At 68.4% G+C, this 25921-nt stretch carries 26 protein-coding genes; 15 read left to right on the top strand and 11 right to left on the bottom strand.

Annotation, left to right across the window (positions count from 1 at the left end; translation table 11 throughout):
* Positions 1-35: 35 nt before the first annotated feature.
* Both ACQPYY_RS00460 and ACQPYY_RS00455 read left to right on the top strand, forming a co-directional pair.
* On the top strand, positions 36-1724 hold the full coding sequence (locus ACQPYY_RS00460; protein WP_433592391.1) for an ABC transporter family substrate-binding protein: 1689 nt from the start codon (positions 36-38) through the stop codon (positions 1722-1724).
* Positions 1725-1762: 38 nt separating this feature from the next.
* A complete protein-coding gene (locus tag ACQPYY_RS00455; RefSeq protein ID WP_433592390.1) occupies positions 1763-2371 on the top strand; it encodes a hypothetical protein in 609 nt (202 codons plus the stop codon).
* Here the strand turns inward: ACQPYY_RS00455 and ACQPYY_RS00450 are convergent.
* Entirely contained in the window at positions 2368-3120 is a 753-nt protein-coding gene (locus ACQPYY_RS00450) for a lysophospholipid acyltransferase family protein (RefSeq protein WP_379103158.1), read from the bottom strand. The genes ACQPYY_RS00455 and ACQPYY_RS00450 overlap by 4 nt on opposite strands.
* A gap of 221 nt (positions 3121-3341) precedes the next feature.
* Here ACQPYY_RS00450 and ACQPYY_RS00445 point away from each other — a divergent pair, with 221 nt between their 5' ends.
* Positions 3342-4886, top strand: coding sequence for a Rieske 2Fe-2S domain-containing protein (locus tag ACQPYY_RS00445; protein ID WP_433594803.1), 1545 nt, complete (start codon positions 3342-3344; stop codon positions 4884-4886).
* A 75-nt stretch (positions 4887-4961) separates the two neighbouring features.
* Here ACQPYY_RS00445 and ACQPYY_RS00440 read toward each other — a convergent pair whose 3' ends face one another.
* Complete coding sequence (locus ACQPYY_RS00440; protein WP_433592389.1) at positions 4962-5918, bottom strand: DMT family transporter; 957 nt, start codon at positions 5916-5918, stop codon at positions 4962-4964.
* A gap of 15 nt (positions 5919-5933) precedes the next feature.
* On the bottom strand, positions 5934-6149 hold the full coding sequence (locus ACQPYY_RS00435; protein ID WP_433592388.1) for a hypothetical protein: 216 nt from the start codon (positions 6147-6149) through the stop codon (positions 5934-5936).
* 587 nt (positions 6150-6736) lie between these two features.
* Between ACQPYY_RS00435 and ACQPYY_RS00430 the strand changes: the two genes are divergently transcribed.
* On the top strand, positions 6737-7633 hold the full coding sequence (locus ACQPYY_RS00430; RefSeq protein WP_433592387.1) for a helix-turn-helix domain-containing protein: 897 nt from the start codon (positions 6737-6739) through the stop codon (positions 7631-7633).
* On the top strand, positions 7623-7829 hold the full coding sequence (locus ACQPYY_RS00425; protein ID WP_433592386.1) for a DUF397 domain-containing protein: 207 nt from the start codon (positions 7623-7625) through the stop codon (positions 7827-7829). The genes ACQPYY_RS00430 and ACQPYY_RS00425 overlap by 11 nt, the downstream gene beginning before the upstream one ends.
* Positions 7830-8032: 203 nt before the next feature.
* Here ACQPYY_RS00425 and ACQPYY_RS00420 read toward each other — a convergent pair whose 3' ends face one another.
* From ACQPYY_RS00420 to serS, 4 genes are all read right to left on the bottom strand, one after another.
* Positions 8033-8290 (bottom strand): hypothetical protein, encoded by a 258-nt coding sequence (locus ACQPYY_RS00420; RefSeq protein WP_379103148.1) that lies wholly within the window; start codon positions 8288-8290, stop codon positions 8033-8035.
* Positions 8291-8410: 120 nt separating this feature from the next.
* Complete coding sequence (locus ACQPYY_RS00415) at positions 8411-9691, bottom strand: MFS transporter (RefSeq protein ID WP_433594802.1); 1281 nt, start codon at positions 9689-9691, stop codon at positions 8411-8413.
* Between the two features lie 103 nt (positions 9692-9794).
* On the bottom strand, positions 9795-11588 hold the full coding sequence (locus ACQPYY_RS00410) for a putative bifunctional diguanylate cyclase/phosphodiesterase (protein ID WP_433592385.1): 1794 nt from the start codon (positions 11586-11588) through the stop codon (positions 9795-9797).
* Positions 11589-11738: 150 nt separating this feature from the next.
* On the bottom strand, positions 11739-12998 hold the full coding sequence (serS, locus tag ACQPYY_RS00405; RefSeq protein WP_379103143.1) for a serine--tRNA ligase: 1260 nt from the start codon (positions 12996-12998) through the stop codon (positions 11739-11741).
* A gap of 154 nt (positions 12999-13152) precedes the next feature.
* Between serS and ACQPYY_RS00400 the strand changes: the two genes are divergently transcribed.
* The 6 genes from ACQPYY_RS00400 to ACQPYY_RS00375 all read left to right on the top strand — a co-directional run bounded on the left by ACQPYY_RS00400 (position 13153) and on the right by ACQPYY_RS00375 (position 18778).
* Positions 13153-14742, top strand: a complete 1590-nt coding sequence (locus tag ACQPYY_RS00400) for a GMC family oxidoreductase (protein ID WP_433592384.1) — start codon at positions 13153-13155, stop codon at positions 14740-14742.
* Between the two features lie 94 nt (positions 14743-14836).
* Entirely contained in the window at positions 14837-15997 is a 1161-nt protein-coding gene (locus ACQPYY_RS00395; protein ID WP_433592383.1) for a septum formation family protein, read from the top strand.
* A 20-nt stretch (positions 15998-16017) separates the two neighbouring features.
* A complete protein-coding gene (locus ACQPYY_RS00390) occupies positions 16018-16371 on the top strand; it encodes a metallopeptidase family protein (protein ID WP_379103137.1) in 354 nt (117 codons plus the stop codon).
* 75 nt (positions 16372-16446) lie between these two features.
* Entirely contained in the window at positions 16447-16776 is a 330-nt protein-coding gene (locus ACQPYY_RS00385) for a PE family protein (RefSeq protein ID WP_433592382.1), read from the top strand.
* Entirely contained in the window at positions 16773-17948 is a 1176-nt protein-coding gene (locus tag ACQPYY_RS00380; protein WP_433592381.1) for a PPE domain-containing protein, read from the top strand. Before ACQPYY_RS00385 ends, ACQPYY_RS00380 begins: the two co-directional genes overlap by 4 nt.
* Positions 17945-18778 carry an ESX secretion-associated protein EspG gene (locus tag ACQPYY_RS00375; protein ID WP_433592380.1) on the top strand — a complete coding sequence of 278 codons (834 nt, stop codon included), beginning with the start codon at positions 17945-17947 and terminating at the stop codon, positions 18776-18778. The genes ACQPYY_RS00380 and ACQPYY_RS00375 overlap by 4 nt, the downstream gene beginning before the upstream one ends.
* Here ACQPYY_RS00375 and ACQPYY_RS00370 read toward each other — a convergent pair.
* The 3 genes from ACQPYY_RS00370 to ACQPYY_RS00360 form a co-directional block, all read right to left on the bottom strand.
* The gene (locus ACQPYY_RS00370) at positions 18775-19437 is read right to left on the bottom strand and encodes a histidine phosphatase family protein (protein ID WP_379103129.1); all 663 of its coding nucleotides are present in this window, start codon (positions 19435-19437) and stop codon (positions 18775-18777) included. The genes ACQPYY_RS00375 and ACQPYY_RS00370 overlap by 4 nt on opposite strands.
* Positions 19434-20351 (bottom strand): prephenate dehydratase, encoded by a 918-nt coding sequence (gene pheA, locus ACQPYY_RS00365; protein ID WP_433592379.1) that lies wholly within the window; start codon positions 20349-20351, stop codon positions 19434-19436. Before pheA ends, ACQPYY_RS00370 begins: the two co-directional genes overlap by 4 nt.
* A 144-nt stretch (positions 20352-20495) precedes the next feature.
* Entirely contained in the window at positions 20496-20915 is a 420-nt protein-coding gene (locus ACQPYY_RS00360; RefSeq protein ID WP_433592378.1) for a hypothetical protein, read from the bottom strand.
* A gap of 150 nt (positions 20916-21065) precedes the next feature.
* Between ACQPYY_RS00360 and ACQPYY_RS00355 the strand changes: the two genes are divergently transcribed.
* From ACQPYY_RS00355 to ACQPYY_RS00340, 4 genes are all read left to right on the top strand, one after another.
* Positions 21066-21836, top strand: a complete 771-nt coding sequence (locus ACQPYY_RS00355; protein ID WP_379103123.1) for a DUF2470 domain-containing protein — start codon at positions 21066-21068, stop codon at positions 21834-21836.
* Positions 21837-21860: 24 nt separating this feature from the next.
* Positions 21861-22655, top strand: a complete 795-nt coding sequence (locus tag ACQPYY_RS00350) for a CPBP family intramembrane glutamic endopeptidase (RefSeq protein ID WP_379103120.1) — start codon at positions 21861-21863, stop codon at positions 22653-22655.
* Positions 22656-22706: 51 nt separating this feature from the next.
* Entirely contained in the window at positions 22707-24179 is a 1473-nt protein-coding gene (locus ACQPYY_RS00345) for an LCP family protein (RefSeq protein ID WP_433592377.1), read from the top strand.
* 91 nt (positions 24180-24270) lie between these two features.
* Positions 24271-24819 carry a ferritin gene (locus ACQPYY_RS00340; protein WP_379103116.1) on the top strand — a complete coding sequence of 183 codons (549 nt, stop codon included), beginning with the start codon at positions 24271-24273 and terminating at the stop codon, positions 24817-24819.
* A 129-nt stretch (positions 24820-24948) separates the two neighbouring features.
* Here ACQPYY_RS00340 and ACQPYY_RS00335 read toward each other — a convergent pair whose 3' ends face one another.
* Complete coding sequence (locus tag ACQPYY_RS00335) at positions 24949-25863, bottom strand: DUF5926 family protein (RefSeq protein ID WP_433592376.1); 915 nt, start codon at positions 25861-25863, stop codon at positions 24949-24951.
* Positions 25864-25921: the final 58 nt, after the last annotated feature.

The raw sequence follows: 25921 nt of genomic DNA, 5'->3' as shown, positions 1-25921 counted from the left end.
GTGTTCCAGCAGAACTCCAACGGAAGGAGCAACCGGTGAGGATTCGCTCGATCGGAACGAAGCTCGCGGTCCCACTGGTCGCCGTGACAATGGTGGCGACCGGATGCGGGGGCGACGACGGTACCGCGCCGCAGGGCAAAGCCGAGCTCGGCACCACCAGTGATATCAATCCGCACGATGTCGCCGATCTGAAGGACGGCGGCAATCTGCGGCTGGCCATGTCGGCGTTCCCGGCGAACTGGAACACGCTGAACATCGACGGCAATGACGCCGAGATCATGGGCGTCGAACGGTCGATGATGCCGCGCGCCTTCAAGTCCGATGCGTCGGGCAATCTCTCGATCGACACGAACTACTTCACCGATATCCAGCTGACGAACACGAATCCGCAGCAGGTCACCTACACGATCAACCCCAAGGCCGTCTGGTCCGATGGATCGCCGATCACCTGGGAGGACATCGCCGCCCAGGGCAACGCGCTCAGCGGGCGCAACAAGGACTTCCTGCTCGCCAACAACCAGGGTTGGGACCGGGTCGAGAAGATCGAGCGCGGGACCGACGACCGGCAGGCCGTCCTCACCTTCAACAAGCACTTCTCGGAGTGGAAGGGCCAGTTCGCCGGCAACTCCTTCCTCTACCCGAAGTCCGTGACCAGCACACCGGAATCCTTCAACAAGGGATACGTGGACGCCATCGGGCTGACCTCGGGACCGTTCATGGTTCAGTCCACCGATCGGGGGCAAGGCCGGATCGTGTTGGGGCACAACCCGAAGTGGTGGGGTGACACCCCCAAGCTCGACACCATCACCTTCAGCGTGCTCAACGACCAGGCAACCATGCCGGCCCTGCAGAACAACGAGATCGACGTGGTCGGCATCGGCTCACGCGACGATCGCAAGACCGCCGAGAACACGCCGGGCGTGGTCATTCGCCACGCGCCCGGTAACTCGTGGTCGCACATCACCTTCAACGGCGCGCCCGGATCGATCTTCGCCGACCCCAAGCTGCGCGTGGCCGTCGGCAAGGCCATCGACCGGCAGGGTATCGCCACCGCCATCCAGACCGGCCTGGTCGTCGATCCCAAGCCGCTCAACAACCACATCTACATGGCGGGACAGAAGGGCTATCAGGACAACGCTCCGGCCTTCGACCCGAACGAGGCCGCCAAGGAACTCGACGACCTCGGCTGGAAGGTGCCCGCCGGTGGCGGCATCCGAGAGAAGGACGGGAAGAAGCTCGAGTTCCGCGATGTGATGTACAACGCCGACACCTGGGTGCAGATGGCACAGGTCATGCAGCAGAATCTGGCCTCGATCGGCGTGAAGCTCAATATCGTGACGAAGCCCGGCCAGGACTACTTCACCAAGGTGATCCAGCCCGGTGACTTCGACATGGCGCACTGGAGTTGGGTCGGCGACCTGTTCCCGCTCGGCAGCATCGACCAGATCTGGGGCTACCACCCCGAAACCAATGACCTGCAGGGCAACTACGGCCGCATCGGTTCTCCCGAACTCAACGACCTGATCGAGAAGACCGTCTCCGAGCTCGACCCCGACAAGGCCATCGAACTGGCCAACCAGGTCGACAAGCAGATCTTCGCGGAAGGCCACTCCCTGCCGCTCATGCAGTCGGCCGGCAACGTGGCCGTTCGGGGCAACCTCGCCAACTACGGCGCGGCCGGTCTGGCCAGCCTCGACTACACCAAAATCGGCTTCCTGAAGTGAATTCCCGGATGGGCCACCCCCTGGCCTATCCGGCGCTCGTGACGATCGGGACCCTGGCGATCACCATCGCCTGGGTCCCGTTCGCTGATCCGGAGCAGGGTGCGATGTTGATCGCCGTGGCGGTGGTCATTCTGGGGTACGCCGGGTTTCGGTTCGCGGTCGCGTTCGGGTATCTGCCCGCAGGGTTGCGCGGTGGGGCGAAGGAACTGGCGGTGCGGCGGGTGCGGCAGCAGCATCGGTTGGTGAGCCGGTCGTGGCTGGAGTTCAGCGTCGAGGGCCGGAATCGGTGGCTGCCTGTGTATTTCGAACCGGGGCTGGTGACGCTCACGCCTCGGACGGCCGAGATCGGCGGGCGCAAGGTGTCCGTCGACGGGCGGCGGATGTATCCGTCGGGGCGAGTGCGGGATTCGGAGCCGGTGGGGCGGCTCGTCGACAATCCGGAGCGGGTGGATCCCGAGGCGATCGGGCGGACCGGGGTGGGGCGGCGGGTGCTGTTGGATGCGCAGTCCGCGGTGGCGGGGCCGTTCGCCGGGTTGCTGTGGGTGTACGTGGCGGGCGGCGGGGTGGGGGCTTTCGTGGCCGCCACCATGGTGGGGGCGGCCACGGCCACATGGCTGTCTGCCGTCAGCGGGTCGGATCCGAGTTAGTCGGCGGACCGCTGGGTGCGGCGGGCGGCCTTCTCCTCGGCTTCGCGGCGGTCCATCTCGTTGGCCTCCTCGAGGGTGGGGGCGCCGCCGCCCAGACGGGACGGAACCCAGTAGGCGCCGGGCTCGTGGATGTAGTCCTTCTGCAGGTCCAGCAGCATTTCCTGCATGGTGCCCTTGAGCTGTTCGGTCAGGGCCCAGGCGGGTTCGAAGGGCTGGATCGGCTTGCCGACCGCGATGGAGACCGGGGTGTTGGTACGGCCCAGGCGCTTCGGGTGGCCCTTGGTCCAGACCCGCTGCGCGCCCCAGATGACGATCGGGATGATCGGGACGCCGGCCTCGATGGCCATGCGGGCCGCGCCGGACTTGAAGTCCTTCAGCTCGAAGCTGCGGCTGATGGTGGCCTCGGGGTAGACGCCGACCAGTTCGCCGGCCTTCAGCCGGGCCACGGCCTCGTGATAGGAATCCGCGCCCGCCGACCGGTCCACCGGAATGTGCTTCAGCGCACGCATGACCGGGCCGGTGACGGCATTGTCGAAGACTTCCTTCTTCGCCATGAAGCGGATGTAGCGCTTCGTGGTGCGGGCGGGCAGGCCCGCGTAGGTGAAGTCCATGTACCCGGTGTGGTTGATCGCGATCACCGCACCACCGGTCGACGGAATATTGTCGTCGCCCTTGATGGCGAACTTCAGGCCCTGCAGCGCGAAAACGGTGCGGGCCAGCCCGATGATCGGGTAGTAGACGGGTTCCACAGTTCCGCTAGCGTAGTCGCTGCCCGCGCGGCATCCAGTGATCCGGGTAACAGCACCCCGTTTTGATGTGACGCGGTGACACTGAAACAGGTCCGGTGCGGGTAGTCAGACGAAATAGATATACATCTCGAAGTCGGGCACCGAGGGGTTACTGCATCGGTGACGTCTCCGGCCAGCCAGTAGTCTGGGTGGCTGGTAACGGTCAGGGAGGAATGAAGCTCGTGCAGATCACCAGCGTCGGACACGCCGGATTCCACATCCGAACCGCGGCCGGAACGATCCTCTGCGATCCATGGGTCAATCCGGCCTATTTCGGGTCATGGTTCCCGTTCCCCGACAACACCCAGCTGGACTGGGACGAGCTCGGCAACTGCGACTTCCTCTACGTGTCGCACCTGCACCGCGATCACTGGGACGCCAAGCTGCTCGCGGACAAGATCAATAAGGACACCACCGTCCTGCTCCCCGACTACCCGGTGCCGGACCTGAAGCGGGAGCTCGAGGCGCTCGGGTTCACCACGTTCGTGGAGACCGAGGATTCCGTCAAGACCACTGTCACCGGACCCGGCGGCGACCTCGACATCATGATCATCGCGCTGCGCGCGCCCGCCGACGGACCGATCGGCGACTCCGCGCTCGTCGTCGCCGACGGGGAAACCGTCTGCTTCAACATGAACGACGCGCGACCCGTCGACATGGACGTGCTGCACGACAACTTCGGGCACGTGGACATCCACCTGCTCCAGTACTCGGGCGCCATCTGGTACCCGATGGTCTACGACATTCCGACCAAGACCAAGGCCAACTTCGGCAAGCAGAAGCGGCAGCGCGGCATGGACCGCGCCCGCTCCTACATCGAGCAGGTCGGGGCCACCTGGGTGGTGCCGTCCGCCGGTCCGCCGGTATTCCTCGACGACGAGCTGCGCTACCTCAACGACGACCGCGGCGACGAAGGCAACATCTTCCCCGACCAGATCACCTTCCTGGATCAGATGAAGATCCACGGCAACGAGGGCGGGCTGCTGCTGATCCCCGGCTCGACCGCGGATCTGCGTGGCAAGGAACTGCTCTCGCTCACCCACCCCGTCGACCCCGACACCATCTACGGCGACAAGGCCGCCTACATCGAGGACATGGCCCAGCGCCTGGCGCCCGTGCTGGCCGCCGAGAAGGCGACCTGGGCGCCCGCCGAGGGCGAACCGCTGCTGCCCGCGCTGAAGGCCAAGTTCGAGCCGATCATGAAGCAGAGCGACCTCATCTGCGACGGCATCGGCTACCCCGTCGGCCTGGTCATGGGCGACGAGACCGTGGTGCTGGACTTCCCCAAGCGCGAAGTGCGCGAACCCATCGAGGGAGAAGGCAAGTACCGCTACGGATTCCGCATCGCGCCGCAGCTGGTCCGCACCGTGCTGCGCGACGACGAACCCGACTGGGTCAACACCATCTTCCTGTCCACGCGCTTCACCACCTGGCGCATCGGCGGATACAACGAATTCCTCTACACCTTCTTCAAGTGCCTCACCGACGAGCGCATCGCCTACGCCGACGGCTGGTTCTCCGAGGCGCACGACGACACCGCCTCCACCGAACTCGACGGCTGGGAAGTGCAGCGCCGCTGCCCGCACCTCAAGGCCGACCTGTCGAAATTCGGTGTGGTGGAAGGCAATACGCTGACCTGCAACCTGCACGGGTGGCAGTGGGACCTGGAATCGGGGCGTTGCAAGACGTCCAAGGGCCACGAGCTGCGCTCGAAGAAACTGGTCTGACCCGGTGATCGCGGCCGGTACCGGGGTATCGGCCGCGAACCGGAAACCCTTGTCACACCGCGGGTCCGGCGTCTCTCACGCGGGCTCCGCCGGCAATCCCGCACGGGATCTCGCGGCCACCGCCACCGCCACGAAGGTCAATGCGCAACCCGTGACCGCCAGCGCGGACACACCGGCCCCGGTCGGCGCGACCACATCCAGCACCACCGACGCCAGCAGCTGACCCGCCACCGAGGCCAGGCCCAGCAGCAGCACGCCGATCCAGCGCACGACGGCCACGGCCAGCGCCACGAACGAAATCCCGATCAGGCCGCCGAGATACAGCCAGGGCTCGGTCGGCGGACTGTGGAGACCGCCGCGCCGGACCAGCACCACCGCTTCGACGACCAGCAGCGCCGCGGTACCGGTCGCGAAGTTCGCCAGCGTCGCCGACAAGGGTCCGCCGACCGCACCCACCCGGCCGTTCACCGCCTGCTGCCACGCCACCAGCACGCCCGCGATCAGGGGCAGGACCACCAGCAGCACCGAGGCGGCGGAGTGCGAGCCGGTACCGGTGCCGCTCCGGCCGACCACCGCGAGCAGGACCGCGACCAGACCGAGCACCGCGGCGCCGACCCGCAGAGCCGTCACGGGCGTAGGTCCACTCGGACCCCAGCCCAGCCGATCCACCACCAGACTGCTCGCCAGCTGCCCGGCCACGGTGGCCACCGTGAACGCCGTCACCCCGATCGTCGCGACCGTAAGACCCTGACACGCAACGAAATACGCGCCGGACAAGCCGCCCAGCAATTGCCACCAGCGCAACTCGCCGCTGTCCAGCGCCGCCCGCACCTGCCCGACACCCGCACGCAGCCGCCCGCTGACCGCGAACACCACCCCCAGGATCACCAGCCCACTACCGAAACTGATCGCCGCCGCCGCGATCCCATCCCCCAACCGCTCCCCCAGCTCCCCATTGATCCGCGCCTGAACGGCCACGGCCGCGCCGATGGAACCTCCGAACCCCAGCCCAACCCACCGCCGAATCTCCACCGCCCGATTCTCCCCTCACCGGCGGCTTCCGCGACCGACCGGCCGGATCGTGAGCGCGGCGGCCCGGCTCTCGGCCCGATTCTCGGCCTCGATGCGCGCCCGGATAGCGGCGACCGAGTAGCGATCCCGCGCGTGCCGGGCCGCCGACACCGGCGCGTCATGAGTCATGCGTACCGCCGCCAGCGCGCACAGGATCACCGTCGCCGCCGCGCAGAACAGTTCAACCAGCATCGGAGTGCCTTTCGCTCGGTTCCGCCGTCCGACCGCGCAGATACGCGGCCGCACTCGCCTTCCGCGCGCAGGCCGAATCACAGCCGGCGTGAATGGCGAGAATCCCCTCGGCCCGCTCCCGGGAAATCGGAACGATCCGCCCATTGGCGCAGTGATCCTCCACCCGCGCCCCACCCTCACCCGCGGCCATTCGCACCCCTCTCGAAACCCCCTGCCGCACTGACGAATCCCTCCAGCACGGCCCGCGCCCGCCGCCGCACCCGGCACGCATCCCGATCGCAGTACCGGTGCATCTGCCACGCCAGCCGAGCATCGAACCTCGTCAACGGCCCCGGATCCGATTCGCAATCAAGCAGATTCATCGCAAACCTCTCAATCGGTGCGAATAGACGCGTCCGGCGAGGGTGTCGAAGTGGAGTGCACCCTCAACCGGACGCGTTCCCATGAGACGCCTGCAATCCGCAGGGCGTCAGCCAGATTCGGGATTTCCGAGACGCAATTTCCAAAAGTCCAGCATGCCTTCCGAGATGGGTGCCATGCTTGTTCCGAATCGGGAAGAAGCAGCCATCCGAAACGGGAGGACTGTCATGCCGGACATGGGTTTGACACTGCCGCTGCGCCAGCTCGGTCGGTACCTGCGCGACTGGCGGATTCGATCGTCGATGAGTCTCGAGGAAGCCGCCAAGGTCCTCGAGGTGGGATCGACCACGCTGCATCGCGCCGAGAAGGGCGGCAACAGTCGCATCAAGTCATACTTCGTCGAAAAGGCTTGCGAACTATACGGTGTTCCGCCTGACATCCGAGAGGGGATGGTCGGCCTGGCCAAGCAGGCCGCGACCGGCACCAACTGGTGGCACGCCTACGGCGACGTCATCCCCAAGGACTTCGACGTGTACATGAGTCTCGAAGCCTTTGCGCGCCGGATTATCTCGTACCAGCCGAACTTGATACCCGGCCTACTGCAGACGGAGGACTACGACCGGGCCCTGGTCCAACAGATCTGGCCGGACGCACCGGTGGACGAGTGGATCAGCCGTGGACGAATCAAAGCCCATCGGCAGAACATGATCTTGCGCAAGCTCGAACCAACCACCTTGGACGTGGTCATCGGCGAAGCTGCCTTGCGCCACATGGTTGGATCTCCCGCCACGATGGCGCGCCAACTGCGACGACTGATCGAACTCCCAGCACTACATCCGAACATTCACCTGCGCATCCTGCCGTTCGAGGCCGGATTTCCCGGCGGCGTATCGATGCCCGCTTTCGTCGTCTTGAATTTCGCGACCGAAGCGACAGGAGAGCCAACGGAACCACCTCTGGTGTTCCTGGAGGTCACCGTGGGCGGTATGTACCTCGAGGACCAGGACGACGTCGACTTCTACACTCGGAAATACCGGCTGCTCGAACAAGCCAGTCTGTCCGACGCCGACGCCGCCAAGCTCCTGATGCTGCTAGCGAGAGAGTATGAGAACCGTGAAAGATGATCTTGCCGAAGCGAACTGGTTTACCAGCACCTACAGCCAGGGCGGCGGGGAGTGTGTCGAGGTCGCCTTTATCGAAGGCGGGCGCGTGGCCGTCCGCGACAGCAAGGACCGCACCGGTCCCGCCTTCGTCTTCGCCCCCGGCGAATGGGATGCGTTCGCCGATGGCGTCCGCAACGGTGACTTCGACTGTCCCTAGCGGTAATCGGCAACCAAGTGCATAACGGCGCCGGATGAACCGCCTCATGAGGTGTCGGGGGGCGGCCACCGACAGAGTGGCCGACTGCCGGATGTAGCAAGGCGGGGATCTATCGAAGCGGCGCGATGAGTACGTTCGCCTCCGGGGAGCGCCGAGTACCGACGGGCCCGCGAAACGCCCGTCCCACCGACGTTCCCACGGGACTAGCTCACGTCGTTCGTCTCCCGGTGGAAGCAGTCGGGGATCATGATCGCGCACACGATGGTGCCGGCGATATTGAGGGCCGCGTCCACCCCTACCGAACCGGTCGTGATCGGGAAGGCCGAGCCTGTGGACGAGCCGGACCCCGCAACCGGGGCCGCGGCCGGAGCGTCGACGAGCGGGAGCGGCGCGGCCCCCGCCTGACCGGCTCCGACAGTCAGTGCCGTGGCAATGCCTACCGCCGCAATGAGAGTGCGCATGCGTGAAACCCTTCGATCGAGCGTGCGGCCGGACCTCTCGACCACCGCCCAAATAGTTAATCGCTTACATTTCAAAATGACCCTGGAATCCGCACCCTCGCGGGCCCCGAGTTTCATGGGCTAGTCGTGCTCGGCTGCAAGAGATCTGGTGTGAGACTGGCGTGGGAGCCAGGTCGGGGTCAGGGCGGCGGCCAGGAGGAGAGTGATACCCAGCGCGGCGACCATGAACGGCAAGGGGAGCCAGGTGGTGGCGACGGCCGCGAAACCGAAGACCAGCAGGGCGATCACCTCGGTGGTGAAGCCCGCGACCGAGGTGACCGTGGCTCGGGCCGGGCCGGTGATGGCGTCCTGCAGGCGGGCCGAGGCGATGACGTCGGCGTTGTAGTCGATGCCGTAGGCGATGCCCACCGCTGAAAAGCCCACGGCGGTCAGGACATACAGAGAGGTCGGGTGGGCGGCGGCCGAGCCCGCCAGCAGTGCGCCGGCGATGAACAGGACGCCCGCGACCGCCAGGGCCGATGCCATGACTCGGGCCGACATCCGCTCGGTACGGCCCGCCAGCATCGCGCCCGCCAGGGAACCGGCGACCGTGACGCCGACCAGCACCGCGGCCAGGGACGGTCCGGCGCCGGCGTGATCGGCGAGCAGCGAGAAATACTCGTCGAAGGCGGTGATGCCGTTCAGCAGCGCGACCAGGATGACGCCTCGGCGAATCAGCCTGACGTGCAGCGCTTCTCGCAATCCGGCGCGCAGCATCGCCAGGTAGCCAACGGGTTCCGCGGCTTCCGGCGCTCGTGACAGGCTAGGCTCCACGGCGGCATCCGGATCGTCATCGTCAACGTCCTCGAGATCCTCGACAGTCGCGGCGGATATCGACTTCGGTGCACTGGGCAGCAGGGCCGCGGTCAGGGTATGGACGGCGGCGATCACGACGCTGGACCAGGCGACCAGGGCGTAACCGCCCCAGGCGTAGAGCGGGGCGGCCGCGAGAATGCCTGCGAGGGCGGCCGCTTCGGTGGCGGCGCGGACGTAACCCATCAGGCGCGGGTATTCGGCGGTCGCCGCGCGGGCGTGCAGGTCGTCGTAGATCAGCGCCTCGAACGTGCCCGATCGGAGGGCGCCGGACGTACCCCAGAGCACGAAGCCGGCGGCGAAACCCAGATAGGACGGGTACAGGGTCCAGACCGCGAAGCCTGCCGCCAGGAGCGCGCCGGACAGCACGAGGAGGCCGCGTCGCGACACGGTGTCGGCCCAGGCTCCGGACGGGATCTCCAGCAGGAACGCGGTGGCCGACCAGATCGCGAACAGCGACGAGATCTGCGCGGCGTTCAGGCCGTGATCGGCGAACAGCAGGGCGTAGATCGCGTAGAGCGGGATCAGATCCGCGGTGAACGCGAACAGGACCGCACGGCAGGTGAGTGCGTGCGTCGAACCCGCACGCTCGGTGCGGGGCAGAGCACTACGAAGAACGAATCAACAGGCGTAGATCAGCATCCGCATGCGATCAACTCTGCGCGCCGGGGGTACCACCGTCAAGCGGATTATCGATGGGGATCCAGCCGTTGCTGGACGGCTCTCCCTCCGACACCGACGCGCCGACCAGGCCGGGGCGTTCGTTGAGGTCGTTGATGAGCTCGGTGACCGGGTGCTCGTCGCTGTAGTGGTAGCCCTGCGCCAAGGCGAAACCGAGCTCGGTGAGGACTGCGGCCTGGTATTCGGTCTCCACGCCCTCGGCGATCACCTGCAGGTCCAGGGACTTGCTCAACGCCGCGATCACGCCCAGCAGCGGCGGGGCGGGGGAATCGGAGCGGATCGACGCCACGAAGGACTGATCCACCTTGAGGATGTCCGAGGGCAGGGTGGCCAGGCGGCTCAGCGAGGAGTAGCCGGTGCCGAAATCGTCGATGGCGATCCGAACGCCGAACTCACGCAGCTTGTGCAGGTTCGCGATCGCGGTCTCGGACTCGGCGGCCAGCTCGCTCTCGGTCACCTCGAGCACCAGTTGCTCGGCGGGCCAGCCGGTTTCCTCGAGAATGCCGGAAACCCGGGCGGCGTACTCGGACTCGGCCAACTCCAGGCCGCTCACATTGACGTTCAGGGTCAGGTCCAGCTGAGCGAACGTCTCCTGCAGGCGGGCGGCGTCGGCGCAGGCGCGGCGCAACACCAGCTCGTCCAGATCGGAGATGAGGTCGTATTCCTCGGCGACCCGGATCAGGCCCTCCGTGGTGACCTCCGGCTGCGCGTGAGAAGACCAGCGCAGCAAGGCTTCCACGCCGACCGCGCGGGTATCGCCGTCGGTGAGACTCACGATCGGCTGGTACTGCACATCCAGGGTGCCGCGGTCGATGGCCTCGCGCAGCTCCACCGCCAGCGGCAGCTGCCGCGACGACTCCAGCACCGTGCGATTACGACCCGCCTGCTTGGCCCGGTACAGACCCACATCCGCGCGCGACACCAGCAGCGAACCGGATTCACCCGGCTGCCACGACGTCACACCCGCCGAACAACCGGTGGTGACAGCGGCCCGCAGCTCCTCGGTCAACAGGATCGCGGCCTGCTCGGTGGTGCCGGGCAGCAACAGCGCGAACGCGTCACCGCCGTAGCGGGCCAGGCGCTGATCCGGCGCAAGCAGTTTCGACCAGGTGTCGGCCACCCGCTGCAACACGGCGTCACCCGCCCGGTGACCCAGATGGTCGTTGATCTTCTGGAAGCGGTCCAGGTCCACCAGCACCAGGGCCAGCCCCTGACCGGTACGGGTGGCGTGCGCGATGGCATTGCTCAACGCGCGATCGAAACCGCGGCGATTCAGCAGACCGGTCAGCACATCGATATCGGCGTCGGACGCCATGCGCGTCAAAATGCCGACCACGATGCCGATTCCGAAGGTGATACCCGCCGGAATGATGCCCGACCACCACGGCAACCCGCGCGACGGCACCACCCACAGACAGCAGGCTATGGCGAACGCCAGATGCCCGCCCAGCCAGCGCCACGAGAAGAAGATCGCGGCGTCACAGGCCACGAACACATAGAACGCGGCCAGGCTGATCGCGCCGACCGTGTTCGGAAACCAATGCACCGCAACGGTCACCAGCACCGTCGCCGTCGCCACATAGGCGTGATGCACCGAATGCGGCAGCCTCGGACCCCAGATGAGCAGGCTGATGCCCAGCAGCAGCGCCACGAACGCCGCCACGCCCACCAGGGGCCGATTGCCCTCATCACCCGGAGCGACGGCGGTCAGGGCAAGACCCAGAAAGCCACCCATGACGTAGAACGCCCCGGTGGTCCGAGCCATGACCATTGCCGTCGCCAGCGCCGATGCCGCCCGGACCCGGGTTCGGGCATCGCCGCGAGACCCGATTCCTCGCACGCTGCTCAGCCTAGCCACAAGCCCAGCCAGCGGTAGACACATCCGGCGGAATAAGCCACGCCGAGTAGCGAATACTCAGCGCGGCTCCAAAACCTCGGCGCCGACGAAAGGCACCAGCGCAGCGGGCACTCGCACCGAACCGTCCGCTTGCTGATGGTTCTCCAGCAGCGCGACAATCCAGCGCGTTGTCGCCAATGTGCCATTCAGCGTGGCGGCGATCTGCGGCTTGCCGTTCTCGTCCCGGTACCGGACATTCAGGCGACGGGCCTGGAACGTCGTGCAATTCGAGGTCGAGGTGAGTTCGCGGTAGGTCTGCTGGGTGGGAACCCAAGCCTCGCAATCGAATTTGCGGGCCGCCGAGCTGCCCAGATCGCCCGCCGCCACATCGATCACCCGGTAGGGCACCTCGATGGCGGCCAGCATCTCCCGCTCCCAGGCCAGCAGCCGCCGATGTTCCTCGTCGGCCTGCTCCGGGGTGGTGTAGACGAACATCTCCACCTTGTCGAACTGGTGCACGCGGATGATGCCGCGGGTGTCCTTGCCGTAGCTGCCCGCCTCCCGGCGGAAGCACGACGACCAGCCGGCGTAGCGCTTCGGACCGCCGCTCAGATCCAGGATCTCGCCCGAGTGATACCCCGCCAGCGGCACCTCCGAGGTGCCGACCAGGTACAGGTCGTCGTCCTCGAGGTGGTAGACCTCGGCCGAATGCTGGCCCAGGAAGCCGGTGCCCTGCATGATCTCCGGGCGCACCAGCACCGGCGGGATCATCATGGTGAAACCGTTCGCCGTCGCCTTCTGCGCGGCCAGCTGCAACAGGCCCAGCTGCAGCAGCGCGCCGTAGCCGGTCAGGAAGTAGAACCGCGAACCCGACACCTTCGCGCCGCGCTCCATGTCGATCAGGCCCAGCGACTCACCCAGATCCAGGTGGTCCTTCGGCTCGAAATCGAACTCGCGCGGCGTGCCGACCGTGTCGAGCACGATGTAGTCGTCCTCGCCGCCGGCGGGCGCGCCCTCCTGTACCACGTTCGACAGCGCGCGCTGGGCGGCGTCGAGGTCGGCGTCCGCGGCGTTCTCCGCCGCTTCGGCCTCCTTCACCTTCGCCGACAGCTCCTGGCCCACCTGCAGCAGCGCCGGGCGCTCCTCCTTGGAAGCCTTGCCGACCTTCTTACCCAGGGCCTTCTGCTCGGCGCGCAGATTGTCGGCCGTCGCGACCGCCGCGCGACGGGCGGCATCCGCCTCGAGCAGGGCATCCACCAGGGACGGGTCCTCACCGCGAGCACGCTGCGAAGCACGGACCACGTCGGGGTTTTCCCGCAGGAATCGAAGGTCGATCATAGGTATTCAGCCTAGTGGGAAGGCGCCACCGGTTTTCGTGTAGGTCCGATCAATTCATCCACCTCACAACCAGGTGATTTCCGCCATAGGGTTACCCCGATGGGACGGCAGGGGCCCGGGACGGGCTCCGCCGTGGTCTTTCCGAGGAGTCACCATGCCCCAATACACCCCGCACACCGCCGATTTCGTCGTAGTCGGTGCCGGATCGGCGGGGGCCGCACTGGCCGCGAAACTGAGTGAGCGACCCGGCGTCAGCGTCGTGGTCCTGGAGGCCGGCGGTGAGGACAACGACAAGTTCGCGCACATCCCCGCGGCGTTCAACCAGCTGTTCCAGGGCGACAACGACTGGAACTACCGGACCGAGACCCAGCCCGAACTCAGCAACCGGCGCGTCTACTGGCCGCGCGGCAAGATGCTCGGCGGATCCTCCTCCATGAACGCCATGATGTGGGTGCGCGGCTTCGCCGCCGACTACGACGAATGGGCCCGCTACGCCGGACCCGAATGGTCCTTCGACAACGTGCTGCCCTACTTCCAGCGGATCGAATCCGTGGAAGAGGCCAGCGAGCCCGGCGAAGGCCGCAAGGGACCGCTGCACATCTCCCGCCAGCGCAGCCCCCGCCCCCTCACCCACACCTACCTGCAGGCCGCCGCCGAAGCCGGATACCCGGTCGAACGCGCCAACAGCGATCGGCCGCAAGGGTTCTCGCAGACCATGGTGACGCAGAAGCGCGGCGCCCGCTGGAGCACCGCCGACGCCTACCTGCGGCCCGCCCGCCAGCAGGGACGCAACCTCACCGTCGTCACCGACGCGCACGCCACCCGGGTGCTGTTCGAGGGCACCCGCGCCATCGGCGTGGAATTCCGGATCGGCGGCGAGACCAAGCAGATCAGCGCGAAACGCGAGGTCATCCTGTCCGGCGGCGCGATCAACAGCCCGCAGCTGCTCGAGCTGTCGGGCATCGGCGACGGCGACCGGCTACAGGAACTCGGCATCCCCGTGGTGCGGCACCTGCCCGAGGTCGGGCGCGGCCTGCGCGACCACCTGGCCGCCCCCATCGTCTACCGCACCACCGGCGGCAGCCTCTACGGCGCCGACAAGAACCTGCTCGAACTCGCCAACTACTTCGTGCTGCGGCGCGGGCAGCTCACGTCCAACATCGGTGAGGCATACGGGTTCACCCGCAGCCGCGAGGAACTCGACCTGCCCGACCTGGAACTCATCTTCGCGCCCGCCCCCTACATCGGCGAGGGCCTGGGCGAACCCGACGGGCACGCGCTCACCTTCGCCGCGGTGCTGCTGAAGCCGGAATCCATCGGCAGCGTCTCCATCACCTCGCCGGATCCGTTCGTCGCGCCGCGCATCAACCCGCGCTACTGCGCCGAACCGGCCGACCGCGCCGCCCTGCTCGCGGGCCTGCGCACCTGCGTCGAGATCGCCAGCCAGCCCGCATTGAAGGAACACATCGGCGAACTCATGCAACCCGCCGTTCCGTCCGACACCGCGCTGGACGAGGTGCTGCGCCGCTGCCTCGAGGACCACTCCCACACGCTCTACCACCCGGTCGGCACCTGCGCGATGAGCCGCGACGAATCCAGCGTGGTGGACCCGGAACTGCGGGTGCGCGGCATCGAGGGCTTGCGCGTCGCCGACACCTCGGTGATGCCGGTGATCACCCGCGGCCACACCCACGCCCCGGCCGTCATGATCGGCGAGAAGGCGGCTGACCTGATCTTGTCGTAACGGTCCCGCCTTGGAGGAGCGGAGGAGGGAAGAATCGAGACCACGGGGCCGCGAACCAGCCGGAGCGGAGCGGAGGCAATTAAGCTCGGCTGCGATGCCTGAGCACAAGACGCCTTCGCAGTGGTCCGCGCCGTCCTCGCAGCGCCCCGGGTCGCCGTCCCGTCGCAAGCCGACGGCGGCGGATCGACTGCTGACGCCCTTCCGCGCGGTGGAAGCCAAGCTGGACGAGAACGGTCCGCTCTCGGCGTCCACCGTGCGGTGGGGGCTGCTGGCCATGGCGGTCGGCGTCACGCTCGCCGTGCTCATCACCATGTTCGTCTCGCACGGCTTCGACTCCAGCCGGGTGAAGGCGCACGCGCCGGGGGCCGCGCAGCCCACCGGCGCGGTCGCGGGCGCGGCCTTCGGCACCGCCAAGGAGGGCGACTGCCTGACCTGGACCAAGTCCAATGCCAGCGACCTGTCCAAGGTGGAGTGCGGGAGCAAGCACCTGTTCGAGGTGACCGCCGACATCGACCTGAGCAAGTACCCGGGCAAGGAGTTCGGGCCCGGCTCCCGCTTCCCGGACTCGCTGCGCTTCTCCGAACTGCGCGACGAGCACTGCGTGTCCGCCGCCCAGGAGTACCTCGGCGGGCGGCTCGACCCGCGCGGCAAATTCGTTGTCGGCCTGATCAATCCGGGTGAGGCGGGCTGGAAGGCGGGCGAGCGCACGCTGCGCTGCGGCCTGCAGGTCTCCGGCAGCCAGGGCCTGGCCACCAAGCCCATCACCGGCAGCGTGCGCGACATCAACCAGTCCAAGGTCTACGACGTGGGCACCTGCATCGGCATCAAGTCGAACCTGCCCACCGACCCGGTCGACTGCACCCAGCCGCACGCCTTCGAGATCGTCTCCACCGTGGACCTGGCCACCCACTTCAACGGCGGCCCGCCGTCGAAGGACGAGCAGGACAAGTACATGGAAGACCAGTGCGCCAAGGACGCCACCGACTACCTCGGCTCCCCCGACGCGCTGCGCAACAAGACCCTCACCCTGTTCTGGGACGCGCTCGACACCCGCAGCTGGGTGGCCGGCAGCCGCAGCCTCAACTGCCTGGTCGGCAAGGGCGCGGACCAGGAGGGCTTCGCGGCCATCACCGGATCGGCCAAGGGCGACATCCAGATCGACGGTCAGGCCCCGGTGCCGCCGCCCAACAACGGCCGCTACACCCCGCCGCCGCTGCCCGGCGCGGTGCCGCCGGTCATCCCCCAGCCGCGCTAATTCCGGGGGACAACGCAGACATGCCCGTCTCGATGTCCGACGACCGCTTCGAGGAGCTGGTCGGCGACGCGCTCGACCTGATTCCGCCGGAACTGGCCCGGGCGATCGACAACGTGGTGGTTCTCATCGAAGCGCGCAGCGACGAGGACCCTCACCTGCTCGGTCTCTACCACGGCATCGCCCTCACCGATCGGGACTTCAGCCACTACGGGGGCGCCCTGCCGGACACCATCACCATCTATCGCGACGCCATCCTCGAGATGTGCGGCAGCGAAGACGAGGTGGTCGAAGAGGTGGCGATCACGGTGATTCACGAGATAGCGCACTATTTCGGGATCGACGACGAGCGCCTCCATCAGCTGGGATGGGGCTGATCCGGGGGAACCGATCTGGGAACCTCCGCGTCCAATCCTCATAACCGGGGATAGAACGCAGAGAGGGGTCCGATCATGGTTGGCCACGTCGTCGTGCAGCCCGAGGTGATCCTCGCGGCCGCCCTGGAACTCGATCTGCTCGCCGAACGCCTGGCCTCCGCCGCGAGCGCGACGGCGCCGGCGACCCACGTGCTCCCCTCCGGCGCCGAAGAGGTGTCCTTCCTGGCCGCCGCGCATTTCAATACCGCCGCGCTGACCCACGACCGGTCCGTCGCCCAGGGCATTCTCGAACTGCACCACGCCGCCGCCACCCTGCGCGGCCAGCTGGCCCAGTACCTGGCCCACGACGCGATGCGGGCGGCCGCTCTCGCGGCGATCCAGGTATCCGGGGGAAGCAGCGCATGACCGTGGGAATCACCGGGGTGTTCTGGCTGCCCCGCATGGCCGAGATCAACTCCCTCTCGCTCAACACCGGGGCGCACGCGATTCCGATCGCGGCCGCGGGCGGCGCCTGGGGCGGCCTCACCGCCGCCTGGGTGGACGCCGCCACCACGGTGGCGCGGGTGATGGCCGAGATCGGGATCGGGCTCGAGGGCGTCAACGGACTCGCGGTGCTGGCCCGGCTCGGCGGGTTCACCGTCTGGGCCGAACAGCAGGCCGTCCTGGCGGGCGTGATGGCGGGCAAGGCCGGCGCCCATGCCACCGCCTACACGGTGGCCTCCCTCGCCATGCCGAGCCTGCCGGAGATCGCACTGGTGGAAACCGCGCGGGTGGCCGCGTACTCGACCGGCGGCGCGCTCAACGGCACGGCCGAAGCCGCCGAGGCCGCCAAGCTGGCGCTCGACATCCGGGCCGCGCTGGTCATGGAAACCTATGAGGCGGCAACGAGTTCGATGGTCGCCACACCCGGCCAATTCCTGATGCCGCCGCCCATCGCGATGGGCGCGGGCTCGACCGGGGCCCAGAATCCGGCGGTCACCAGTGCGCTGTCCCAGGCCGCGCAGGTCGCGGCGACCGTCGCCACCAGCGGTGTCACGAGTGCGGGAAACGTTGCGAGCACGGCGATCACGGCCGCGGCCGACGCCCTGACGCAGCCGGGATACGGGACGCCGGCGACCGCGGAGACGGCGGCCACAGGGGTCGCGACCACCGGAGTCGGCGGGGCGGCGCTGTCCACGCAGGCGGTGTCCTACACCGGCGGCGGATCGGTGAGTATCGGCAACGGGGCGGGTACCCTGCGCCTGCCCGAGGGCTGGGGACCGGGCTTCGGCGGACCCGGTGGCCTCGGAAACCTCAGTGGTGCAACAACACCGGCCGCCGAGCCGACGGGGGTGGGCGGGACACCCGCGTCGACCGCACTGGTCCGTTCCACCGGTACCGGCTCAGTGCTCGGGCAGCAGAGCGGCGACGACAACGAGACGCACCGCGGCCATGACTACGGCCGCTCGATCGAGGTGTTCACGGACGGGCGGGTGGTCGCGCCCGCGGTCATCGGCGGCGATGCGGTCTGCGGCGGGGACACGGCAGTCGCGCATGCGGCCGTCCACGCGGATGCCGCTGCCCGGGCGAAGCGGTGACCGTCCTCGGCGCGGGCCGCGGGCCGTCGCTGCTGGGCTCGGTCACACTGTCCCTCGACGAAATGCAGTATCTCCAGGAGACATCGGGTATCGACGAGCTGCCCGTGGTGCTGAATGCCCTGGGGCGCTACGACACTGCCGCCGACCACGATGCCGCCATGGCCGCCGCGGCGGACACACTCACCGAACGCGAACTGCTCGAGGGTGATCCGGCCGCCGAGAACCATCGGGTCCATCCGGAATTGGCCGAACGGCTGCGGGTGCTCCACCGGCCGCACTGGGTGCTGGCGTTGCGCTGGTACGTCGAGGGCCAGGTCAATCGGCTGTGTATCGCCAGGGGCGACGATATCGACGTGGTCGCGCTGCGCGGCCCCGGATCCTATGTCGTCGACGAGGCGAGCCACGATCTCCCCGGCACCGTGCTGGCCGCGCTCGGCCCGGCCGATCCGCTGGAAGTGTCCGGAATGCACGCGCCCACCAAGGATCTGGTGCCGATCTTCGACGACGCGGGCGACTCCGCCACCACGGCGGCCCGCCTGAGCACGGTGTGCGATCCGGCGCGGGACGCGCAGGCCGTCGCATCGGCGCTGGTGCGGGTGTATTCGCACGCGGAGATCGTCGGAGTGCGCTACGGCGACGCCGTGCGCGAGGTCGCCGGGAACCACCTCGCCGTGTACGACACCCGTCACGGCCGGTTCCTCGCCATCACCACCACCGCCGAGGACGGGACCAAGTGGACGTCCTTCGCGAGCGGCACCCCCGCCCGGCTGCGCACGGTGTTGCGGGATCTCGTCGAATCCCTGCCGCCGCGTGCCGAATTCGGTTCCTAGCCCATCGGGTCGTCGCCGGTGGCGGCGAACGCGCCGGTGAACGGCGCGGGATGGCGGCCCCAGCGGGTGCACTCCCAGCGGTCGTCCTCGAACGGCCGCAGCTCGATGGTCTCGGTGTTGTCGAGATGGTTGTTGGCGGCGAAAAGCCGTGGCACCCCGGTGAGTTCACGCGACACCAGGCGCATGGCGGCGCCGTGGCTGACCACGATGACATCGCCGGCGCCGGGCCGGGTCAGGTAGTCGTCGCGTAGTCGCCGCAGTGCGGGCAGGTAGCGGGCGAGCACGTCCTCGCCGGATTCGCCGCCCGGGATCCGCACGCTCAGATCACCGAAATGCCAGGCGTGATAGACCTTCTGGAACTCCAGGTGCGCGTCCCGGCTGGTCTGGCCCTCCAGATCGCCGAGCTGCACTTCCTGCAGGTCGTCGAGCACGGTGAGCGCGACGCCGGTGGCGGACTCGATGTAGCCGCCGGTCTGGCGGGCCCGCAGCGCCTGCGACGAGAACAGCTGTTGCGGCGGCGCGATCAGGTTCGCGCCGAAGTCCTTGGCCTGGGCCACACCGCGTTCGGTGAGCGGCAGCCCGGGCAGCCGGGTGTCGAGGACCTTGCCCACATTGCCTTCGGTCTCGCCGTGGCGGACCAGGATGAGTTTGCCGCTCACAGGTCGGCCACCCCCTTCTTCAGATCGGCCAGCCAGGCCGCGGCGGGCGCGTCCGGTGGCGGCGGGGTGCCGGTGGCCGCGGTGGCGGGCCAGGAACCGAGGAACCGGATCCGGGCGGCGGTGCGGTGCAATGCCTTCAGGGCCTCGGCGACAGCGGTGTCGTCGATGTGTCCGACACAGTCCAGGTAGAAGCGATAGGTCCCCATGCCGGTGCGCGTCGGCCGGGACTCGATGCGGGTGAGATCGATACCGCGGGTGGCGAACTCGGCGAACGCCCGCATCAGCGAACCCGGTTCGTTGGCCAGCTCCAGCACGATCGAGGTGCGATCCACACCCGTCCGTCGCGGGGCCGGTCGCGGCGGCGCGACCAGCACGAAGCGGGTGACGGCGCGTTCCACGTCGGCGACCCCGTCGGCGAGGGTGGTCAGTCCCAGGCGCTCGCCCGCCAGCGCGGTGGAGACCGCGGCCTCGGCGTGCCCGGCCACCACGTCCTCGGCGGCCGCGGCATTCGATGCCGAGGTGTACATCTCGGCCAGCGGCATGTTCACGGCCAGCCACATGCGCACCTGCGCGGCCGCGACCGGATAGGCGGCGATGCGGCGAACCTGGTCGAGCGCGATGCCCGGGCGGCCCACGATCGTGAACGCCACATCCAGATCGGTCTCCGCGACGATCTGCAATCGCGGACCGACGGCCAGCGCGTCCAGCGTGGGTGCGATCGAACCCTCCACCGAGCTCTCGATCGGCACCACCGCGCCCGCCGCCTGACCGGCGCGCACCAGTTCGACGGCAGCGCCCTGGCTCGGGGCGGGGACACGCTCGACCGGTCCATCGAAGGCTCCGGTGGACTCGAGTTTGGCGAGGGCCATCTCGGTGAAGGTTCCCGACGGCCCGAAGTAGGCGATACGCGGCACGGTTACGACATTACTTGCGTGCGCGCGGTCACCCCCCGCTTTGCCCGACTCCCGGGTAACTTTCGGCGAAATCCTCGGTGTCGCCATAAAAACCGCAGGCCCGGACGCCAGGAGGGCCCTGCGGGGACCGGCGGCGGGGCGAATTCAGCCGCCCAGAACCGCCAATCCGGTTCGCACGGCAACCGCGTCCGCGGTCTCGATGGCGAGCAGGACGTCACGGAAGGCCTCGACGGCGGGCGGCCGCAGACCGGTCAGGAACGCGGTGTCGGGGGTGGTCAGCGCGGTGCGGATGTCCTCGCCGCAGAGAGCGGCCACGGTCGCGGCGACAGCGGCCAGGGCCCGCTCGCCGGAATCGGTGCGGGCCACGAAACCGCTGTCGCCGTGCACGATTCGCACCAGGAATTCCGAGACCGCCTCATCGTCGAGGGTGAGGTCCAGGACCTCGACGCCCGGGTCGGCGGTGATCGGGCGGACCAGGTCCTCGGTGAGCCCGCGCGCCGGGCGCGGCGGGACGGACAGGCTCAGCGCGACCGGTTCGGGCGCGTGCGATGAATCGTGCGGCACGCTCCCACGGTAATGGCCCCGGCAGGTCCCCTGACCTCGACCCCGAGGGTGTGCGGCGGGGCGGCGCGGTCCCGGCCGGCGGGGGAACGTCTTGCGCGAGCGACTTGCGTCACTTAGCTTAGGTTTACCTAATTCAACCCGGAGGTGTCCATGACGCACGCGGCCCAGGTCGTCGCGCCCACAACCGCCGAACGCGTGCACAGCGCCTGCGCGCACGCCGAACACGCGGTCCTGGCCCTCCCCGGCCTCGACCCCGTGCCCACCTCCGTGCACCTGCTACGGCAGTGCGGGGACATGGTGATGGCGGTGCCGATGAACTCCACCGCCGCCGGACTCGTGCACGGCTGCGGCGTGAACGGCTCCCCCGCGGTGCTCGAACTCACCGACCAGGCGCCACTCGCGCTGCGCGAACGCGTCCGCGCCCTGGTCTGGCTGCGCGGCTGGGCCCACGCGGTGCCCGCGCACTCCCAACGCGCCCTCGCCGGAGCCATCGCCACCGACCACCCGCACCCCGACCTGCTCGACATCGGCCACACCGCCACCCTGCTGCGGCTGGTCATCGACTCCGCCGTGGTGGCCGACACCTCCGGGGCCGCCTCCGTCGACCGCGAACAACTCCGCGACGCCCGGCCCGACCCGTTCTGCGCGCTGGAAGCCGGTTGGCTGCAACACCTTCAGGCCGACCACCCCGACGTGGTGGACCGGCTGGCCCGCCGCCTCCCGCACGCCCTGCGCCGCGGCGCGCTCATCCACCCGCTGGCCATCGACCGGTACGGCGTCACCCTGCGCGTCGAGGCCATCGAGGCCGACCACGACGTCCGCATCCCCTTCGAGGCCCCCGCCGACGACATCGAATCGCTCAGCCGCGCGGTACACGCCTTGGCGGGCAACCCCTTCCACGGCGGGATGCACCGGATCTGACGCCGCCGCGCCTAGATTGGCGGCATGGTTTCGGCTGATCCCGCGCCCGTCTGGCCCGCGCCCGAGTCGTCCGAGCGGGGGCGCCGGGCGATCACACTCGAGATCACGGTGGTGCTGGTCGTCACCTTCGGGCTGAGCGGGGCCAACGCGGCACTGTCACTGCTGGAGAGCGCCCTCTCCCCCGGCGGGGTCGGCGGGCAGACGGTGGCGCTCAATCCCTCGCGCGCCACCCAATCGGCCATCGACCTGCTGTTCCAGCTGTTGAGCGTGGCGCGGCTGCTCGGGTGGGCGGCCCTGGGGATATACCTGTTGTGGCGCAGCGGGATCGCGCCGCGGGCCATCGGACTGGCGCGGTCACTGCGCTGGCGCGCGGACGTGCTGCCCGGACTGCTGCTCACCGCGGTGATCGGAATACCCGGACTGGGGCTGTATCTGGCGGCACACGCCCTCGGCGTGAGTGTGACCATCGTCCCCAGTTCACTCGAACACTGGTGGCGACTACCCATGCTGGTGCTGGCCGCCTGGGCCAATTCCGCGGCCGAGGAAGTGCTCGTTGTGGCCTATCTCATCACCCGGCTGCGGGCACTCGGCTGGAGCGAGAACCGGTCCCTGCTGGCGTCGGCGCTACTGCGCGGCAGCTACCACCTGTACCAGGGTCTCGGCGGCGGGCTCGGAAACCTGGTGATGGGATTGATCTTCGGGCGCTACTGGCAGCGCACCCACCGGCTGTGGCCGCTGCTGCTCGCACACGCCCTCATCGACACCATCGCCTACCTCGGGTACGCCTTCCTGCGCGGACATGTCTCCTGGCTGCCGTGAATCCGCTCGGAACGCGGCGCGGCGCGGGCGCGGTCGGTACTGTTTCCAGTAATGAACGGCGACGACCCCCAGCACTTTGCACGGATGCGCCGGGAGCCGCCGCCGGGACGCCCGGGGGAGCGCCCGGCACACCCGCAGCGCCCGATGGCGAATCCCGGGCAACCACAGCGGCCCTCGGCTCCACGGCAGCCCATGCCCGATCGGGCGCGGAACTACGACCCGCCCGTTAACGACGGCGGGCCGCGGGTAGAACCAACCCAGGTGATCCGACGCGATGAATCCGGTCAGTCCCTGGCGTATTCGCAGGTGCCGCCGCCCCGGAACCCGGACCCGCGACAGCGACCCCCCGGGAACCGGATGCCGCCGCCGGGCAATCGCGTGCCACCCCCGGGGAATCGGGTTCCGCCGCAAGGTGATCGGATGCCCGCCCGGACCGCGACGCCCATGGGACACGCGCCCACCCAGCAGCCGGTCCCCTTCCACGAGGACCCGCCCCGCACTCCCCCGCCGCCGCTGCCCGGCAAGCGCCGCGGCGAAGACGGGCGTCCCCCGCGCGGGGCCCGGCCGCGCCGCAAACGGCACTGGTTCCGCTGGATCCTGTCGCTGCTGGTGGTGCTGCTCGTGCTGCCCATCGCCGCGGCCATCTATGTCGACACCCACCTGACCCGGATCGACGCGCTCGCGGACTATTCCGGACGGGTCGGCGACACGCCCGGGACGAATTGGCTTCTGGTCGGATCCGACAGCCGCGCGGGGCTCTCCCAGTCGCAGGAAGACGAGTTGTCCACAGGGTCCGATGTGGAGGGCGAACGCACCGACACCGTGATCCTGGTCCACATCCCCAAATCCGGGCGGCCCACCCTCGTCAGCCTGCCGCGCGACTCGTACGTGAACATCCCGGGCGTCGGCAAGGACAAGCTCAACGCCGCTTTCTCGGTGGGCGGCGCGAAACTGCTGGCCCGCACCGTGGAAGGCGCGACCGGTGTGCACATCGACCACTACGTGCAGATCGGATTCGGCGGTTTCGCCAATATCGTGGACGCGGTCGGCGGCATCGACATGTGCCTGGACGAGCCGATGAAAGACCCCTTGGCGGGTATCGATCTGCCGGCGGGCTGTCAGACCCTGAGCGGCCCGAACGCACTGGGTTTCGTGCGTTCCCGCGCCACGCCGCGCGCCGATCTGGATCGCATGCTGAATCAGCGCAAATTCCTCAGCGCGCTGTTGAAGAAGGCGTCCAGCCCGGCCACGCTGGCCAATCCGTTCCGATCCTGGCCGCTGGTAAGGGATCTCACCTCGGCGTTGAAAGTCGACGACGGCGCGCACGTGTGGAATCTGGCGGGCCTGGGCAAGGCGCTGAGCAACGATCCGATCACCACAACGGTCCCGGTCGGCGGCTTCGAGAATGTCTCCGGCAGCGGCAATGTGCTGCTCTGGGACAAGACCAAGGCGAGTGCGTTCTTCGACGCGCTGGCCAAGGATCAGCAGATCCCGGCGGACCTGATCACCACGGTCGGCAGTTAGTCGAATTAGGCAATACTTGCCTCAATAAGGCTGTGCTCAATAAGGCTGCACTTGGATGACACGCTGTTTTACCAGGATTAATGTCTTCCGCATGTCCACCCGAACCCAGACCAAGCGCAGCAAGTTCCAGGCCCTGCTGCAGGATCAGATCCGCAACGAATTCAATGCCGAGCACCAGTACATCGCGGTGGCATTGTGGTTCGACAATGCCGATCTTCCGGTCCTGGCCAAGTATTTCTACAAGCAGGCCGTGGAAGAGCGCAATCACGCGATGATGATCGCGCAGTACCTGATCGACCAGGACATCAGTGTCGAGATGCCCGGGGTCGATTCCGCCACTTCGCATTTCGCGAACGCCAAGGAGCCGATCGCGCTCGCCGTCGCGCAGGAGCAGTCGGTCACCGACCAGATCATCCAGCTCGCCAAGACCGCCCGCGAAGAGGGCGACTACCAGGGCGAGCAGTTCATGCAGTGGTTCCTCAAGGAGCAGGTCGAGGAAGTCGCCACCATGAAGACCCTGCTCACCGTCGCCGAGCGGGCCAGCGCGAATCTGTTCGACCTGGAGAACTTCGTGCAGCGCGAAATGAGCAGCCCGAAGGACGCGTCCGGCGCGCCGCACGCCGCGGGCGGCTCGCTGTAGCCGGCGAATCACGGCAATAACCCGTGGGGCCGAACACGATTCGGCTCCGTCCGGTGGATAGACGACACAGGCCCGGTCCGACACTTCGGACCGGGCCTGTTGCCGTATCGCGCGGAAATCCGCGGACGGTCAGCGCAAGGTGACCTGACGCGAACGCAGGCCGTCGCGGGAACGACGCTCGTCGGAGGTCAGCGGGGCGTCCGACTTCAGCGCGGCCGCCAGCTTCGCGCCGAATTCGCGTGCGGGAGCTTCCCATTCGCTCGCGTGACGCTCGCGGTCCAGGTCGAAGACCGGCACCAGCAGGCCGTGGGTGCGGAACGAGCCCGCGAATCGCGAACCCTCGCCCAGGTGCAGATCACCGGCGGCGTGCAGGCGGGCCAGGGCCAGCATCAGCTGGTCCTCGTCCTCGGGGCGCACCCAGCGGATGTGCGCCTTCTCGCCGGCGTCGACCCACCAGGCCGCGCCGGTCGCGTCCGCGCCCAGCTCCAGGCGAGCCGACGGCATGATGGCCCGGTTGGCCTGTTCGATGGTGGCGGCCACCTGCGGGTCCGGGGTGACGCCCGCGGGCACCCACCAGTTGAAGTCCTGGTGCACCGTGAGGTCCAGGGCCGCACCGGAATCCAGCACCTCGGTCAGCGCGGCGCCGCCGACGCTGGCGGCGGCGAGCGAGTCGCCGGGGGTGGCGGACTGGGTCCACAGGATGGCGGCGGCCAGATCCGCGGCGGGATCGGCGGACTGGAACTGCACCTGCGTGCCAACGAAACCGACCGGCTCGTCACCGGCCCGCACCAGCGCGGCGACCGCACCCGGCAGCACGGTGGCGAGGGTGACCTCACGCTCCGCGCCGACGCTCGGCGCCAGCTTCAAGGTCGCGGTCGCCGACGGCACGAACTCCCGTAGCGCGACCAGATCGCATTCCGCGGCCAAGCCCGCGAAGGGCCGCGTCACCGCCGACGCCGCCGCCTCCTGTTCGGCACGGCGGGCGGCCAGCTTCTGCGCCCGATTGGAGTCCGGCTTGGGACTGTTGCGCTTGCTCTTACCCATGGTTGGCAAACCTACTGTGTCTTTGGCCCTACGCTCCGCTCCGGGCAGGGTTCGCGGC

It is taken from the genome of Nocardia sp. CA-145437 (assembly GCF_050956485.1).
Taxonomy (GTDB): domain Bacteria; phylum Actinomycetota; class Actinomycetes; order Mycobacteriales; family Mycobacteriaceae; genus Nocardia.
This window is presented reverse-complemented; position numbering and strand designations above follow the sequence as displayed.